This window comes from Actinomadura keratinilytica (assembly GCF_039539665.1).
Classification (GTDB): domain Bacteria; phylum Actinomycetota; class Actinomycetes; order Streptosporangiales; family Streptosporangiaceae; genus Spirillospora; species Spirillospora keratinilytica.
This window is the reverse complement of record NZ_BAABDO010000023.1, coordinates 1-16,691: the sequence shown is the minus strand read 5'-3', so window position 1 is coordinate 16,691 and position 16,691 is coordinate 1. Positions and strand designations below refer to the sequence as shown.

At 73.5% G+C, this 16,691-nt stretch carries 11 protein-coding genes; 4 read left to right on the top strand and 7 right to left on the bottom strand.

Annotated elements, in window-relative coordinates; genetic code table 11:
- Positions 1 to 245 precede the first annotated feature (245 nt).
- Positions 246 to 800: a type 1 glutamine amidotransferase domain-containing protein gene (locus tag ABD879_RS10670; RefSeq protein ID WP_345020013.1), complete on the bottom strand. Its 555-nt coding sequence runs from the start codon at positions 798 to 800 to the stop codon at positions 246 to 248.
- 100 nt (positions 801 to 900) lie between these two features.
- On the opposite strand from ABD879_RS10670, the gene ABD879_RS10665 reads away from it, so the two are divergent.
- Positions 901 to 1,605 carry a DUF6597 domain-containing transcriptional factor gene (locus ABD879_RS10665; RefSeq protein WP_345020011.1) on the top strand — a complete coding sequence of 235 codons (705 nt, stop codon included), beginning with the start codon at positions 901 to 903 and terminating at the stop codon, positions 1,603 to 1,605.
- 110 nt (positions 1,606 to 1,715) lie between these two features.
- Here the strand turns inward: ABD879_RS10665 and ABD879_RS10660 are convergent, their stop codons facing one another.
- Together ABD879_RS10660 and ABD879_RS10655 are read right to left on the bottom strand one after the other, a co-directional pair.
- Positions 1,716 to 3,626: a PhoX family protein gene (locus ABD879_RS10660; protein WP_345020009.1), complete on the bottom strand. Its 1,911-nt coding sequence runs from the start codon at positions 3,624 to 3,626 to the stop codon at positions 1,716 to 1,718.
- Between the two features lie 723 nt (positions 3,627 to 4,349).
- On the bottom strand, positions 4,350 to 5,168 hold the full coding sequence (locus ABD879_RS10655; protein ID WP_345020007.1) for a transporter substrate-binding domain-containing protein: 819 nt from the start codon (positions 5,166 to 5,168) through the stop codon (positions 4,350 to 4,352).
- A gap of 208 nt (positions 5,169 to 5,376) precedes the next feature.
- Here ABD879_RS10655 and ABD879_RS10650 point away from each other — a divergent pair, with 208 nt between their 5' ends.
- From ABD879_RS10650 to ABD879_RS10640, 3 genes are all read left to right on the top strand, one after another.
- Positions 5,377 to 5,955, top strand: coding sequence for a CGNR zinc finger domain-containing protein (locus ABD879_RS10650; protein WP_345020004.1), 579 nt, complete (start codon positions 5,377 to 5,379; stop codon positions 5,953 to 5,955).
- Positions 5,952 to 6,392: a protein-tyrosine phosphatase family protein gene (locus tag ABD879_RS10645; RefSeq protein WP_345020002.1), complete on the top strand. Its 441-nt coding sequence runs from the start codon at positions 5,952 to 5,954 to the stop codon at positions 6,390 to 6,392. The genes ABD879_RS10650 and ABD879_RS10645 overlap by 4 nt, the downstream gene beginning before the upstream one ends.
- 95 nt (positions 6,393 to 6,487) lie before the next feature.
- Positions 6,488 to 7,987 (top strand): serine/threonine-protein kinase, encoded by a 1,500-nt coding sequence (locus ABD879_RS10640; RefSeq protein ID WP_345020000.1) that lies wholly within the window; start codon positions 6,488 to 6,490, stop codon positions 7,985 to 7,987.
- A 35-nt stretch (positions 7,988 to 8,022) separates the two neighbouring features.
- Here the strand turns inward: ABD879_RS10640 and ABD879_RS10635 are convergent, their stop codons facing one another.
- The 4 genes from ABD879_RS10635 to ABD879_RS10620 all read right to left on the bottom strand — a co-directional run.
- On the bottom strand, positions 8,023 to 8,592 hold the full coding sequence (locus ABD879_RS10635; RefSeq protein ID WP_345019997.1) for a GNAT family N-acetyltransferase: 570 nt from the start codon (positions 8,590 to 8,592) through the stop codon (positions 8,023 to 8,025).
- A 95-nt stretch (positions 8,593 to 8,687) separates the two neighbouring features.
- A complete protein-coding gene (locus ABD879_RS10630; RefSeq protein WP_345019995.1) occupies positions 8,688 to 10,151 on the bottom strand; it encodes a glutamate synthase subunit beta in 1,464 nt (487 codons plus the stop codon).
- A 20-nt stretch (positions 10,152 to 10,171) separates the two neighbouring features.
- Positions 10,172 to 14,725 (bottom strand): glutamate synthase large subunit, encoded by a 4,554-nt coding sequence (gene gltB, locus ABD879_RS10625; RefSeq protein ID WP_345019993.1) that lies wholly within the window; start codon positions 14,723 to 14,725, stop codon positions 10,172 to 10,174.
- A 435-nt stretch (positions 14,726 to 15,160) separates the two neighbouring features.
- Positions 15,161 to 16,691, bottom strand: a 1,531-nt coding sequence (locus ABD879_RS10620) for a hypothetical protein (RefSeq protein WP_345019991.1), incomplete at its 5' end; no start/stop codon positions are given.

Below are 16,691 nucleotides of genomic sequence, written 5' to 3'. Positions count from 1 at the left end.
GCCAGTACGGATATTCATGCAGGATACGGTCGTCGAAGATTCACCGACTGGTCTAGGGCAAGGTCTAGACCACCGGGCTGGAAGCCGTCTGGCGCACCGTGTTCGCGCCTGCCGCCGGCCGCCGCGGACCCGCGCTCGCAACTCCCCGCAACACCCCGCACAAGCCCCGACACGCCCGTGCGTCCGGCGGCCGCGTGGAGTGCCGCCGGGCGGCGTCGGCGCGGGCGGCCGCGAGGCCGGGCGGGTCAGGCGCGGAAGGCTTCGACGATTGCCTGGCAGAAGGCCTTGAGGTCGTCGGGTTTGCGGCTGGTGACCAGGGTGTTGTGGCGGGCGCGGCAGACCTGGACCTCCTCGTCGACCCAAATGGCGCCGGCGTTGCGCAGGTCGGTCCGCAGGCTGGGCCAGGAGGTGAGGGTGCGGCCGCGGACGACGTCGGCCTCGATGAGCGTCCACGGCGCATGGCAGATGGCGGCCACCGGCTTGCCGTGGTCGAAGAAGCCCCTGACGAACGCGACGGCTTCGGGCTGGGTGCGCAGGTGGTCGGGGTTGGCGACGCCGCCGGGCAGCACCAGCGCGTCGAAGTCGGCGGGGTCGGTGCCGCCGGCGACGGCGTCGGCGTCGAAGGTGTCGGCCTTGTCGAGGTGGTCGAAGGCTTGGACGCGGCCCATCTCCGTGGACACCAGGACGGGTCGGCCGCCGGCCCGTTCGACGGCGTTCCAGGGTTCGGTGAGCTCGACCTGCTCGACGCCTTCGGGGGCGACGAGGAAGGCGATGGTCTTGCCCTGCAGTTCGGTGGCCATGTGGTGGTCCCCTTCCGGCTCGCGGTCGACCAGCGGTCCCCTACCCGTAGGCGGGGTCCGCATGCGGACGGCGGCGGTGTGCGGTGGTAAGGAGGGGAGGGTGGGCGTCGTGCGTTACCGCGAGGGTCCGGCTCCGCCCGGGTCGGGTCTGGTGTGCCTGTGGTCGCGGGAGGCGGCCGCGGACGCGGGGCCGCAGGTGCATCGTGTGGTGCCGGACGGGTGCGTGGACCTGATCTGGTGGAGCGGGGACGCGCGGGTGACCGTGGCGGGCCCGGACACCGGCCCTGATCTGGCAGAGCTGCGGCCGGGTGAGCGTCTGGTCGGGATCCGGTTCGGCCCGGGGGCGGCGCCGCCGGTGCTGGGGGTGCCGGCGGACGCGGTGCGCGACGGGCGGCTGCCGCTGCGGGACCTGTGGGGGGCGGACGCCGACCGTCTCGGGGAGGCGGTGGCCGGGTCTGCTTCGCCGCATGCGGTGCTGGCGGGGGCGGCGCTGGCGCGGGCCGAGGGGCCGCCCGATCCGATCGCGCCGGGGGTGGTGCGGGCGTTGTCGCGGGGTGTGCCGGTGCGGGACGTGGCGGGGATGCTGGGGCTGGGTGAGCGGCAGTTGCGGCGGCGGGCGCTGGCGGCGTTCGGGTACGGGCCGAAGACCCTGCAGCGGGTGCTGCGCTTCCAGCGTGCTCTGGCGCGGGCCCGGGCGGGCGTACCGCTGGCCGAGGTGGCTCACGGCGCCGGTTACGCCGACCAGGCGCACCTGGCGCATGACGTGCGCGATCTGGCGGGGGTGCCCATCAGCGCGCTGCTGTAGGAGGCGGGCGGGGTTGCGGTGTCCCGCCGCTGCGCCGCCCGTGCGCCGACGGCCCGCGCCCTGTGCTCGTCTCGGGGGGCGCGGGCCGCCTGAGCGGTCGGGGCAGGGTGTCAGGTGCCGATGACGCCGCCGTCCTTCTTGCGGATGACGAGGGTGGCCGAGCGGGGGCGGCCCGCGGGGTCGAAGTCGGGCCAGTTGCTGACCGCGCGCGGGTCGGCGGGGGTCGGCGCGCCCCAGGCGGTGGTCGCCTCACCCGGGTGTTGGACGTTGACGAACAGGGTGCGTCCGTCGGGGGTCACGGCGAATCCGGTGATCTCGCAGCCGCGCGGGCCGACGAGGAACCGGCGCACCTCGCCGGTGCGGGGGTCCGCCGCGAGCATCTGGTTGTTGCCGATGTTGTCGTAGCCCTTGGAGGCGAGGTTCTGCGAGGAGTTGGACACGTCGGTCTGGATCCACAGGCGGCCGCTCGGGTCGAAGCCCAGGCCGTCGGGGGAGCCGAACACGTCCTCGGGCGCCAGGGCGACGTTGGCGTCGTAGGCGGGGTCGCCGGCCAGCAGGAAGATGTCCCACTCGAAGGAGGTGGCGGTGTTGTCGCCGTGCCTCTCCCGCCACCGGATGATGTGGCCGTAGGGGTTGGGCTTGCGGGGGTTGGCCTTGCTGTCCCAGCCGGAGCCGTTGGTGAGGGTGAGGTACACGTCCTTGTTGCGGGGGTGCACGGCGACCCATTCGGGGCGGTCCAGCTTGGTGGCGCCCACGGCGTCGGCGGCCTGGCGGGTGCGCAGCAGCACGTCCGCCTGGTCCTTCCAGCCGTTGGCCTTGGTGAGGGGGCCCTTGCCGAAGGTCAGCGGCAGCCAGGTGCCCGTGCCGTCGTCGTCGAACCTGGCGACGTAGAGCGTGCCGTGGTCGAGGGGGCTCTTGCCGCGTGCGCGAAGCCGGCGCCAGGGGGCGCTGCCGACGAACTTGTAGACGTACTCGCCGTCCTGGTCGTCGCCGGTGTAGACGACGACGCGGCCGCGCGATTCGGTGACGGTGGCGCTCTCGTGCTTGATGCGGCCCAGCGCGGTGCGCTTGACGGGGGTGTGGTGGGGGCTGAACGGGTCGATCTCGACGACCCAGCCGAAGCGGTTGGTCTCGTTGGGGTTGACGGCGACGTCGAAGCGGGGGTCGGCGGTGTGCCACTTGTAGCCGCCGCCCGCGGCGCTCACCCCGTAGCGGGCGAGTTCGGGGGACGGCTTCCAGGAGGTGTCGGTGGTGCCGAAGTAGCTGTTCCAGTTCTCCTCGCACGCCAGGTAGGTGCCCCAGGGGGTGGCGCCGCTGGAGCAGTTGTTGAGCGTGCCCATGGGCGGGTTCTCGGCCTTGAGCGCGGGGTGGCCGGCGTGCACCGGCCCGGAGAACGTGACGGGGGTCGATCCGGTGATCCGGCGGTTGTAGCGGGAGTCGACGTGGTGCCAGCGGCCCTTGACGCGGGCGAGTTTGACGATGCTGACGCCGTGGGCGGCGAGGGCCTTGGCGACCTTCTCCTTGGTCATCACGGTGTCGCCGTCGGGGAACAGCAGCGCCTGGTCCACGTACTCGTGGTTGAGCACCAGCAGTCCTTCGTGTCCCCCGCGCAGGGGGAAGAAGTGCATGCCGTCGTGGTTCATGCCGATCTGCTGCGCCTGTTCGGCCGCGGTGTTGGAGGCGTCCTTCTTCCACTTGGGGCCGCGGGCGCGCACCGGCGTCCCCCACGGGATGAGGACGTCGGCGGTGTAGCCGTCGGGGACGGTCACCTTGTCGGCGGTGCCGGTCGGGACGGGCTTGAATCCGAGCAGGCCGCGCTTGCCGCGGCCGTGGGACGCCGGGGCCGCGGTCACCGCCGCCGCGGCGGTGCCGGTGCCCGCGCCGGCGCCGAGGAATCCCGCGGCGGCGAGCAGCGTGCCGCCGCGGATCGCCGCCCTGCGCGACAGGCGGGCCTGGACGATCTGCCCGAACGTCGCGTTGTGCGACGGGTTGGAGCTGATGTCGTCAGGGTCGACGGTCATGTACGCACCTCATCACTCAATGTTACTTTGGCGCGTTCCGGTGGTCCGGGGCGGTCGGAACGCCGGTGGGAAACTAGAGCGCTCGACTGACGTCCCGGCGGATCGCAGGTGAACAACGCCTGACCGACCGCACATAACGGCCTTGGGCCGCCGGCCTCCGGCACGCAGGGTGAGCGGCCGCCCGCGGACGGTGCGTCCGGTGCGCGGAGGGCGTCCCCCTAAGATCTGGCCGGTGAGTTGTCCCTCTGCAGACCCGGACCGTTATGAGGGGCTGCTCGCCCGTATGCGGCGCCACCTGGGCCGGGCGGTGAAAGCGCAGGGGCCGGTCATGGCGACGGGCGCAATCGGGGGTTCTCCATCGTTTTCCTCGCCGATTCCGAAATGGCGATGGTGTCGGCGGCCGGCACCGGTGTGCGGTTCCAGAAGGTGACCGCGACGCCGCCCGAGGAGTTGATTGCGAACCGCTGATTCCCGGCTCGCGGATCGAGTTCCTGCCGGCGGCCGGCCCCCTTCGCCGGAGACGGTTTCGACGTCTTCCGTGATCAGCAGGGGCGGCCCGCATTGCGGGTGATCACGCTGATTCCGGCGACGCGGGCGGAGTTCGAACCGGTCCGGGGGCAGGGGGACGGCAGGGCGCTGCTCGGGGTGTGGCGGTCGCAGGGCACCGACCTGCTGGACTCTACCGGCGGTCGGCCGTGTGACGGCGCCCGCCGGCGGCGGCGTTCACAGGCAGCCCTCGAACTGGGGCACCTCGATGATGGGGCGCCGGTCGAGCCCGGTGCCGCCGAACCATTTGCGCAGCAGTTTCGCGGCGGTCCCGTCCTGGTACATGCGGGTGATGGCGCCGTTGAGCGCCTCGCAGCCGTCCGGGTCGCCGCGGCGTATTCCGATTCCACTGTTCTGCTCGGCGATCTGCGCGCCGAGCAGCCGCATTCCCCCGCCCGCGCGTTTGGCCAGTCCGGCGAGGATCACGTCGTTGGTGGTGATCGCGTCGACGCCGTTCGAGCGCATCAGGGCCATGCAGCGGTCGTAGTCCTGGGCGGGGACGAGCGTGGCGGTCATTCCCCGGACCGCCAGCAGCCTTGTGGCGGGGTCCGCGCCCTCCACCGCGCAGAATCTGCGGCCTTTCAGATCGCGCAGGCCGGTGACGCCCGGCATGCCGGCGCGCACGAGGACGTCCTGGTAGGAGGTGAGGTAGGGGCCGGCGAAGGCGATGCGGGTCTTGCGTTCGGGGGTGACCGAAAGGGTGGCCAGCACCAGGTCGGCCTTCTTCGCCTCCAGCGCCGGAATGCGGTCGGCGGCCAGCACCGGGACGAATGCGACCGTCCGTCCCAGGTCGCGGGCGATATGGCGGGCGACGTCGATGTCGAATCCCTCGAACGTGCCGTCCGGTCGCCGCAGCCCCAGCCCGGGCAGGTCGGGCCGCACGCCGACCACCCAGGTCTTCTTGTCGAGCAGCGACTCGCCGCGGCTGCTTCCGCAGGCGGACAGCAGCGTGCCGATCAGTGCGGCCAGCAGGGCGATCAGGGTGGGCGGGCGCACTCGGCCTCCAGTCGTGGGTCACGCCGGCGCACCAGGTGCCGGGGGCCAGGAGCGATGATCCCTGTTTCGCGGTCGCAGTCAACCCCCTGGCCGATCGCGGACGGGCCGCCGCGGCGTGCGCACCGCTTCCCGGGAACGGCGGCAGACCCGCCTCTGTAAGGGTTATAGTCTCGTTTCACCGGTTACATGAATGGAGCGGCGACCGACCGTGATCATCCCTCTCAGCGACTACACGACCGGCGCGACCGTGGCGTCCGACCTGGTCAACACCTCCCCCACGGTGCGCGTCGCCGCCGGCGACGCCCTCCCCGACCCCGCCGCGCTCGCGCGGTTCCTCGCCGAGCACGGCGTGCGGCTCGACGCGCCGCCGCCGACCGACGACGACCTGCGCCTGGTGCACGTGCTGCGCATGCAGATCCGCGTCGTCCTGGAGACCGAGACCGAGGAGCACGCCGTCGCGGGCGCGGCCAAGCTGATCGGGCGGGCCGGTCTGGCGCCCGTGCTGCACCGCGACGGCGCCGGCCGGTGGCAGTGGCACGTCCCGACCGCCCCCGGCGCCCCGCTGGCCGACGAGCTGGCGGCGCTCGTCGGCGTCGGGCTGTTCGGCGTCGTCCGCACGCTGGGCCGCGAGCGGTTCCGCGCGTGCGCCGCCCCCGGCTGCCGCGGCGTGTTCGTCGACACCAGCCGGGCCGGGAAGCGCCGCTACTGCATGCCCGAGCGGTGCGGCAACCGCGTCAACGTCGCCGGCCACCGCGCCCGGCGGCGCCTGGGGAGCGTGGCCCGGTGAGCGCCCCGCGGCTGCCCGGCGCCATCCGGCTCCCCGACGGCGCGTGGATCCGCGGGCGCGCGCTGCGCGGCCCCGCGCCCGACGGCCCGGCGCCCGACTTCGGCCTCTACCTGGGCACCTCCCGGCTGCGGCGCCGCCACGAGGACCGGTTGACGTGGCCGTCCGACTGGATCGACTGGCCCGACTTCCTGCTCCCCCGCGACCGCGACGGCGCCGTCCGGGCGATCCGCGCACTGCACGAACGGGCCCGCGCGGGCCAGGCCGTGGAGGTCGCCTGCGGCGGCGGTGTCGGCCGCACCGGCACCGTCATCGCCTGCCTGGCCGTGCTGTCCGGCGTCGCCCCGTCCGACGCCGTCGCCTGGGCGCGCGAGCACCACCACCCCCGCGCCGTCGAGACCCCTTGGCAGCGCCGCTGGGTGGCGCGGTTCCCCCGGTGACGGCCGCCCGGTCCGGCGCGGTGGCGCGCCGCCGCGCCGGACCGGTAGAAACGGGCCGGACGCATCGATCGTCACCGGACGTTGGGAAGGGTGCGATGCAGCCGCTTGCCGCGCACGACCCCCGCAGCATCGGCCGCTACCGCCTGCGGGCCAGGCTGGGCGCCGGCGGGATGGGCCGGGTGTATCTCGGCGTCTCCCCCGGCGGCAGGGCGGTCGCCGTCAAGGTCGTCCACCCGGAGCTGGCGGCCGACCCGCAGTTCCGCCGCCGCTTCGCCGCCGAGGTGCAGGCCGCGCGCACCGTGGGCGGGTTCCACACCACGCCCGTGGTGGACGCCGACCCCGACGCCGACCCGCCGTGGCTGGTCACCGCCTACATCGCCGGGCCGTCGCTGGCCGAGGTGCTCGCCGAGCACGGCCCGCTGCCCGAAGCCACGGTGCGGCGGCTGGGGGCGGGGCTGGCCGAGGCCCTGGAGGCCGTCCACGCGGCCGGGCTGGTGCACCGCGATCTGAAGCCGTCCAACATCCTGCTCGCCGACGACGGGCCCCGCGTCATCGACTTCGGCATCGCCCGGGCCTTGGACGCCACCGCGCTCACCCGTCCCGGCGCGGTGTCCGGCACCCCCGGCTACCTGGCCCCCGAGCGGCTCAACGACGAGCCGGCCGGTCCGCCCGCCGACGTGTTCGCGCTCGGCGTCGTCCTGTGCCACGCCGCGGGCGTCCGCCCCTTCGGCGACGGCCCCGTCCAGGCGCTGCTGCACCGCACCCTCCACGAGGAGCCCGTGCTGGACGGCGTGCCGGCCTCCCTGCGCGACGTGGTGGCCGCGTGCCTGGCCAAGGACCCCGGCCGCCGTCCCACGGCCGCGCAGCTGCTCGGCCGCCTGTCGGACGCCCCGCCCGGGGAGGCGCCGACGGCGTGGCTGCCCGGCCCGGTGCGCACCATGGTCACCGAGCGGGTCACCGCCGTCCCGCCGCCCGACACCGACGGGACGCGCCGGCTCACCGGACCGCCCCCGGAGCCCGCCCCGCCGGTCACGGCCCCTCCCCCGGTGCCGTCCGTCCCCGAATGGGTGACCCTGAAGGGACGCAGGACGGCGCAGGCGCTGAGCCTGGCCGGATCCCTGGTGCTGGTCATCGCCTTCGCGTTCTTCCTCGTGGCCCTGCTGATGAACAACCCGGACCGGACGCCGTCTGAGGTGCTGTTGGGGGCCGTGTACGTGGTGGGCATGGTCGGCGCCTTGCGCAGTGCCGTGTACCACCTGCTCGCCGTCGCGCAGCCGTACGAAGTGCACGTCGGCACGCCCGGGATCCAGGTGCGCTACGGCGGACGCACCACCTTCTACGGGTGGGAGCACCTCACCCGGGTGTCGATGCTGCGCGTCAGGGGGTCCCGCCCGCTGATGCTGGTGGTGTCGCCCGCGCCGGGCATCCCCACCCCCCGCCGCAGCTCGCTCATCCGCCCGTACACGCTGCCCCTCCACCGCGACCGCCAGGAGCGCAACTGGGTGGTGCTCGCCCACCTCCGCGAATTGGACCGCGACAGCGACCAGCTGGCCCGGATCATCCGCACCTACGCGGGCTCCCGCTGGCAGGAGTGAACCGCTCCACCGGACGCGGGGACGGCCGGGAACAGTCAGCGGGCGCCGGGCCAGGGGCCGGGGGGCTGGTGGGGCACCTCCCTGGTCTTGACCCTGGTGTCGTAGACGCGGAAGCCGCGGGACTGGTAGTTGGGCAGGGCGGCGGGCCCGTCGAGGGAGCAGGTGTGCAGCCAGACGCGGGTGGTGGCCTCACGGCCGGGCCAGCGGTCGGCCAGGTCCCAGGCGCGGGCGGCGGCGACGCTCAGCAGGTGGCCGCCGAGGCCCCGGCCGTGGAAGGGGCGCAGGAGGCCGAAGTAGGCGAGCTCGACCTGGCCGTCCGGCTGCGGGTCGAGTTCGGCGAACCCGGCGGGGGCGCCGCCGGCGTAGGCGATCCAGGTCTCGACGCCGGGCCGTTCCAGCCAGTTGCGCCACTGCTCGTACGTCCAGGACAGCCGGTCGGTCCAGTACCAGTCGCCGCCGACGGCGCTGTAGAGGAAGCGGCTCAGCTCGGGGAGGACGACCTCGGCGCGGACGATGTCGGCGGAGGTCTCGCGGGCCGGATTCAGCTCGCCGGGATCGCGTTGCTCCAGGTACCAGGTGGTGACGTCGATCCGGCGGCGCGGCATCCGGCTCCCCCCTTCGCAGGCGCACCATGGTTGAGGCCGGCCCCGGGCGCCGGGGCCGGCCTCGAACATTTCTTACCCGATGGTACGTGAATCTTTTACGCGATCGGCCGCGCGGTGGGGGGAATCGGGTACGGCAGCACCGTGTCGCCGGACAGGTACTTGTCGACGCCGTGCGCGGCGGACCGGCCCTCCGCGATCGCCCAGACGATCAAGGACTGGCCGCGGCCCATGTCGCCGGCGACGAACACGCCGTCCACCGAGGTGGCGTAGTCGGCGTCGCGGACGACGTTGCCGCGCTGGTCGAGCTGCACGCCGAGCTGCTCCAGCAGGCCCTCGCGCTGCGGGCCGAGGAAGCCCATGGCGAGGGTGACCAGCTCGGCGGGGATCTCCCGCTCGGTGCCGGGGACCGGCTTGAACCCGGTCTGCGGGCCCTCCACCTCCACCAGGCGCAGGGCGCGGACGTTGCCGTCCTCGTCGCCGAGGAACTCCTGGGTGGACACCGCGTACAGCCGGTCGCCGCCCATGTCGGCGAGCTCCTCGTGGGCGCTCTCCATCTTGAACAGCATCGGGTACGTCGGCCACGGCTGGTGGTCGGGCCGCGTGGCGGGCGGCTGCGGCATGATCTCCAGCTGGGTGATCGAGCGCGCCCCCTGGCGGATCGCGGTGCCGATGCAGTCGGCGCCGGTGTCGCCGCCGCCGATGACGACGACGTGCTTGCCCTTGGCGGTGACGGGCGACTCCTCCATGTCGCCCTCCTGCACCTTGTTGGCCAGCGGCAGGTACTCCATGGCCTGGTAGATGCCCTTGAGCTCGCGGCCGGGGACGGGCAGGTCGCGCCAGGCGGTGGCGCCGCCCGCCAGCAGCACCGCGTCGTACCGCGCGCGCAGCTCGTCGGCGGTGATGTCGACGCCGACGTTCACCGAGGTCTTGAACTCGGTGCCCTCGGCGCGCATCTGGGCGATGCGGCGGTCCAGGTGCCGCTTCTCCATCTTGAACTCGGGGATGCCGTAGCGCAGCAGCCCGCCGATGCGGTCGGCGCGCTCGTACACGCACACCTCGTGCCCGGCGCGGGTGAGCTGCTGGGCGGCGGCCAGGCCCGCCGGGCCCGAGCCGACGACGGCGACCTTCTTGCCGGTCTTGACCGGCGGCGGCAGCGGGCGCACCCAGCCCTCGGCCCAGGCCCGGTCGATGATCTCGACCTCGACCCGCTTGATGGTGACCGGGTCCTGGTTGATGCCCAGCACGCAGGCGCTCTCGCAGGGCGCCGGGCACAGCCGCCCGGTGAACTCGGGGAAGTTGTTGGTGGCGTGCAGGCGCTCGATCGCCGCCTGCCAGTCCCGCTTGTACACCAGGTCGTTCCACTCGGGGATGAGGTTGCCGAGCGGGCAGCCCTGGTGGCAGAACGGGATGCCGCAGTCCATGCAGCGGCTGGCCTGCTTCTCCAGGCGGTCGGGGCCGAAGTCCTCGTAGACCTCGCGCCAGCTCTTGATGCGCACGTCGACCGGGCGGCGCTTCGGGAGCTCCCGCTGGACGGTCAGGAAACCCTTCGGGTCTGCCATGAGTGTGGAAACCCCCTTCCTCAGGCCTTGGCGGCGGCCATGACGGCCTCGTCGACGTCGCGTCCCTCGGCCTCGGCCTTGGCCATGGCCTCCAGGACGCGCCGGTAGTCACGCGGCATGATCTTGGTGAACCGGGCGGCGGAGCCCTCCCAGTCGGCCAGCAGCTTCTCGGCGACCGTGGAACCGGTCTCGGCCAGGTGCCGCTGGACCAGGCCGCGGACGAACTCGGCGTCCTCGGCGGTGAGCGGTTCCAGGTCGACCATCTCCGGGTTGACCAGCTGCGGGTCCAGGTCCAGGACGTAGCCGATGCCGCCGGACATGCCGGCCGCCAGGTTGCGGCCGGTGCGGCCGAGGATGACCGCGCGGCCGCCGGTCATGTACTCCAGGGCGTGGTCGCCGACGCCCTCGACCACGGCGGTGGCGCCGGAGTTGCGCACGCAGAACCGCTCGCCGACGACGCCGCGGGCGAACAGCTCGCCGGACGTCGCCCCGTACAGCAGCACGTTGCCCGCGATGATCTGGTCCTCGGCGGCGAACGGCGCGTCGGGGTGCGGCCGCAGCGTGATGCGCCCGCCCGACAGGCCCTTGCCGACGTAGTCGTTGGCGTCGCCCACCAGCCGCAGCGTGATGCCGCGCGGCACGAACGCGCCGAACGACTGCCCGGCCGAGCCGGTGAAGGTGATGTCGATGGTGTCGTCGGGCAGGCCGTCGGCGCCGCGCGCCCGCGTCACCTCGTGGCCGAGCATGGTGCCGACGGTGCGGTTGACGTTGCGGATCGGCATCTCCAGGCGCACCGGGCGGCCGTGCTCGATGGCGCCCTCGGCCAGCTGGATCAGCGTGTTGTCCAGGGCCTTCTCCAGGCCGTGGTCCTGCTGGGCGACCTGCCGCAGCGCGGTGCCCTCGGGCAGCTCGGGCCGGTGCAGGATCGGCGACAGGTCCAGGCCGGCGGCCTTCCAGTGGTCGACGGCGCGGGTGGTGTCGAGCAGCTCGACGTGCCCGATCGCCTCGTCCAGCGAGCGGAAGCCCAGGGCGGCCAGGTACTCGCGGACCTCCTCGGCGATGAACTCGAAGAAGTTCACCACGAACTCGGGCTTGCCGCTGAACCGCATGCGCAGCACCGGGTTCTGGGTGGCCACGCCGACCGGGCAGGTGTCCAGGTGGCACACCCGCATCATCACGCAGCCCGACACCACCAGCGGGGCGGTGGCGAAGCCGTACTCCTCGGCGCCGAGCAGCGCGGCGATCACCACGTCGCGGCCGGTCTTCATCTGCCCGTCGGTCTGCACGACGATGCGGTCGCGCAGCCCGTTGAGCAGCAGCGTCTGCTGCGTCTCGGCCAGGCCCAGCTCCCACGGCGCGCCCGCGTGCTTGATGGAGGTCAGCGGGGACGCGCCGGTGCCGCCGTCGTGCCCGGAGATCAGCACCACGTCGGCGTGCGCCTTGGACACCCCGGCCGCGACGGTGCCGACGCCGACCTCGGCGACCAGCTTGACGTGCACCCGCGCGGACGGGTTGGCGTTCTTCAGGTCGTGGATGAGCTGCGCCAGGTCCTCGATCGAGTAGATGTCGTGGTGCGGCGGCGGCGAGATCAGGCCCACGCCCGGGGTGGAGTGCCGGGTCTTGGCGATCCACGGGTAGACCTTGTGGCCGGGCAGCTGGCCGCCCTCGCCGGGCTTGGCGCCCTGCGCCATCTTGATCTGCAGGTCGTCGGCGTTGGTCAGGTACTCGGAGGTCACGCCGAACCGGCCGGACGCCACCTGCTTGATGGCGCTGCGCCGCAGGTCGCCGTTGGGGTCGGGGGTGAACCGCTCGGGGTCCTCGCCGCCCTCGCCGGTGTTGGACTTGCCGCCCAGCCGGTTCATGGCGATGGCCAGCGTCTCGTGCGCCTCGGCGGAGATGGACCCGTAGGACATCGCGCCGGTGGAGAACCGCTTGACGATCTCGCTGACCGGCTCGACCTCCTCGATCGGCACCGGCGGCCGCACGCCCTCGCGCAGCCGGAACAGCCCGCGCAGGGTCATCAGCTTCTCGGCCTGGGAGTCCACCCGGCGGGTGTACTCCTTGAAGATCTCGTAGCGGCGGGTGCGGGTGGCGTGCTGGAGCTTGAACACCGTCTCGGGGTTGAACAGGTGCTCCTCGCCCTCGCGGCGCCACTGGTACTCGCCGCCGACCTCCAGGGTGCGGTGCGCGGGCTCGACACCGCGCGGCGGGTAGGCGCGGCGGTGCCGTTCGGCGACCTCGCGGGCCAGCACATCGAAACCGACGCCGCCGAGGCGGGAGGTGGTGCCGGTGAAGCACCGGTCGATCACCTCGGCGCCCAGGCCGATCGCCTCGAAGATCTGCGCGCCGGTGTACGAGGCCACCGTGGACACGCCCATCTTCGACATGATCTTCAGGATGCCCTTGCCGTACGCCTTGATCAGGTTGCGTACGGCGGTGGCCGCGTCGAGCGCGATGTCACCGGTGCGGACCAGGTCCTCGACGGTCTCGATGGCCAGGTACGGGTTGATCGCGGACGCGCCGTACCCGATGAGCAGCGCCATGTGGTGGCACTCGCGGGCCTCGGCGGTCTCCACCACCAGGCCGACGCGGGTGCGGGCCTTCTCCCGGATCAGGTGGTGGTGCACCGCGCCGGTGAGCAGCAGCGCCGGGATCGGCGCGCGGGCCGAGTCGGCGCCGCGGTCCGACAGCACGATGATGCGGGCCCCGGCGGCGATCGCGCGCGACACCTCGGCGCAGATCTCCTCCAGGCGGGTCCGCAGCGCCTCGCCGCCGCCGCTCACCTCGTACAGGCCGTGCACGACGTGCGCCTGCAGGTGCGGCAGCGCGCCCTCGTCGTTGATGTGGATGATCTTGGCGAGTTCGCCGTTGTCCAGGATCGGGGTGGGCAGCACGAGCCGGCGGCAGGAGTCCGGGCCGGGTTCGAGCAGGTTGCCCTCGGGGCCGAGGGTGGACTGCAGGGACGTCACCAGCTCCTCGCGGATCGCGTCCAGCGGGGGGTTGGTGACCTGGGCGAACAGCTGCTTGAAGTAGTCGTACAGCAGGCGCGGCCGCTGCGACAGCACCGCCAGCGGGGTGTCGGTGCCCATGGAGCCGACCGGCTCGGCGCCGGTGCGGGCCATCGGGGTGAGGATCACCCGCTGCTCTTCGAGGGTGTAGCCGAAGGTCTGCTGCCGCTTGACCAGCGTCTCGTGGGTGGGGACCTCGCGCTGGCGGGCGGGCAGCTCCTCGAACCGGACCAGGCCCTCGTGCAGCCACTGCCCGTAGGGGTGCTGGGCGGCCAGCTCGGCCTTGACCTCGTCGTCCTCGATGATCCGCCCGGCCTCGGTGTCGACCAGGAAGATCCGGCCCGGCTGCAGGCGGCCCTTGCGGACCACCTTGGCGGCGGGGATGTCCAGCACGCCGGCCTCGCTGGCCAGCACGACCAGGCCGTCGTCGGTGACCCAGTAGCGGCCGGGGCGCAGGCCGTTGCGGTCCAGCACCGCGCCGACCACGGTGCCGTCGGTGAACGACACGCTGGCCGGGCCGTCCCACGCCTCCATCAGCGTGGAGTGGAACTCGTAGAAGGCGCGCCGGTCGGGGTCCATCCCGGTGTGGTTCTCCCACGCCTCCGGGATCATCATCAGCACCGCGTGCGGCAGCGACCGGCCGCCCAGGTGCAGCAGCTCCAGGCACTCGTCGAAGGAGGCGGTGTCACTGGCCTCGATGTCGATGACCGGGAAGACGCGCGACAGGTCGCCGGGGATCAGGTCGGACTTCAGCAGCGCCTCGCGGGCCCGCATCCAGTTCCGGTTGCCCTTGACGGTGTTGATCTCGCCGTTGTGCGCGATGAACCGGTAGGGGTGGGCCAGCTCCCAGGCCGGGAAGGTGTTGGTGGAGAACCGCGAGTGCACCAGGGCGATGGCGCTGGCGAAGCGGCGGTCGGACAGGTCGGGGAAGAACGGCTCCAGCTGCGGGGTGGTGAGCATCCCCTTGTAGACGATCGTCCGCGCCGACAGGCTCGGGAAGTAGACCTTGACGTCCTGCTCGGCGCGCTCGCGCATGCAGAACACCACGCGGTCCAGCTCGATGCCGGTCTTGCCGGCGTGCTCGCCGCCCTCGGCGGCGGTCACGAACAGCTGGGCGAAGTGCGGCATGACGCGGCGGGCGGCGGGCCCGGCGAAGTTCGGGTCGTGCGGCAGCGCGCGCCAGCCGAGGACGGTGAGGCCCTCCTCCACGCACAGCGTCTCGATGTGCGCGACGGCGGCGGCCCGCTCGTCGGGGTCGGTGGGCAGGAACGCGATGCCCGCCGCGTACGCGCCGGCCGGGGGCAGCGCGAAGTCGCAGACCTCGCGGAAGAACGCGTCGGGGATCTGGGTGAGGATGCCCACGCCGTCGCCGTCGTCGGGCTCGGCGCCCACGGCGCCGCGGTGGTCCAGATTCTTCAGGACGGTCAGGGCCTTGCGAAGGATGTCATGGCTCTTGCGACCGTGCAGGTCGGCCACCATGCCGACGCCACAGGCGTCGTGCTCGAAGGACCGGTCGTACAGCCCCTGGTTCTGGGGAGCACCCGGTGTGAGCGCAGCAGCAGCCATCAACCCTCCCGTCGTCGTCGTGTCACTGCTAAGGGGTCAGTGCAAGCTCGGGACGACGTTGGCCCTGCTGCGGTGAGATGACATTACATCACTGTCGGGATCATCCCCGACACGCCATGATCGCGAAACTTCCCCCGTGTCCGCGTTCCCGGCGCGTGCGTGACTGGTCAGTCCAACCAAGGATACCGACGACATACCACCACAAAACGCCCGGCGCACGGTGATGATCATCACCGCTTCGGATGTTCACATGGTGAACGCCGCAACACCCCGGCAATCCGCATCATTCCCCCGCGTGCGGTGCCGAACCCTGCGCGCAACCGGGTTTCCCACCGTCACTCCGCCGTCACCCGCCGGTACGCGAGATTCTCGGACGCGTCACGGGCGGGGCGGCGACGACCGGCCGGCCGGCCCTCGCGCGGGGCGGGGCGGTGGTCAGGAGGCGCGGGCCGCGCGGCCGAGCGGGCCCGGGGCCTTGCCGCCCTCGATCAGCAGCGACAGCAGCGTCTCGTCGGTCTCGTCGCCCTTGCCGTCCAGGCGCTGCGCCCAGGCCACCACCGCGTAGTGCCCCATCGCCAGGCCCCGGGCCATGCCGAAGCCCTGGCCGAAGCGGTCCAGCGGCGACGCGGCGGGCAGCGGGCGGACGAAGCCGCCGCCGCGCCCCTGGCCGATCTCGTCGACGAACCGGTCGGCGTCCGTCACCGAGTTCAGGTTGAACACCGTGACCGACAGCGCGTACTCGCCGCCGTCGTCCGCGTACAGGGTACGCGCCGCCTGGGTGCAGCCGTGCTCGCGCAGCCGCCCGCCCATGTCGGTGCCCCACACGGCGAGCGAGCAGTCGGCGTCCAGGCTCTTGACCTTCAGGGTCAGCCGCATCCCGGCGTCCTGGACGGTGATCTTGTCGGCGGACTCGGGGAACGCCTCGGCCGCGGTCAGCGGCGTCCGGTCGGCCGAGCGCTGGGCGATGCCCCGGTACGCCTCGGTGGACGGCGAACTGGAGTACGACGCGGGCGCCGGTCCGCTGGCGGCCGGGCTGCGGCCCATGCTCTGGGGGGCCTGCCGCCCGTCCGAGGCGCCGTCGCCGCCGCCCACGAGCACCACGGCCAGCGCCCCCACCAGGAAGACCACGGCGAGGGCGCCGGCGGCGCCGTAGAAGACCCGGGGCGGCAGCGAGCCCGCGCGCCCCGCCTTCTTCGGCCGCCGGCCCGCGGACGGGTCGCGGCCCGGCCCCTCCGGCCCGCGCGCGGGGCGTTCGGCGTCCGGCCGGCCCGCCGGCCCCCGCGGGCGCCGGGTGCGCTCACCCTTCCTGCCCCGCAGGCGCTTCTTGGCCGGCTTGTCGGGCTCGGCGCCCTGGTGCGGGCCGCCGTCCTGCGCGTGCTGCCCGTCCTGCCATTCGGCTTCGGCGTCCTGCCACCGGGTCTGAGGGTCCTGCCACGCGGACTCGGGGTCCTGCCAGCCGGCCTGGGGGTCCTGCCACCCGGCGGGCGGCTCCTGCCACTGCTCGTCCTGCCCCGCCCACTCGGCGGCCGTCTGCTGCCAGTCCGGGACGGGCTGCCCCCCGGTGGTCCGCCAGTCCTCCGCCTGGCCGTGCCACTGCTCGCCGGGCTCCTGCCAGTCGGCGGGCGCTCCCTGGCCGTGGGGCGCGTGCCCCTGCCACTCGTCCGCCGGCCCCTGCCACTCGTCGTGCGGCATCTGCACGGCGGCCTGGGCGTCGGGCTGCCGCCGCTTGCGGCCCCAGCGGCGCTCGCGCCCCGCCCCGGTCTCCGGGGCGGGCCTGCGGTCGCGTGACCGGCGCTTCGTCGGATCCGGGGCGGGCGGACGGCCCTGGCCCCGCGGACGGCGGTCGCGCCCCGCGGCCTGGCGAGGATCCCGTTCGGGCCCCGGCTCGGCGGCGCGCGACCGGGCGGAGGGCTTGGCCGGGCGCTTGCCCGGAGCGGGCGGACGGGCGCCGCCGCGGGCCGCCCGG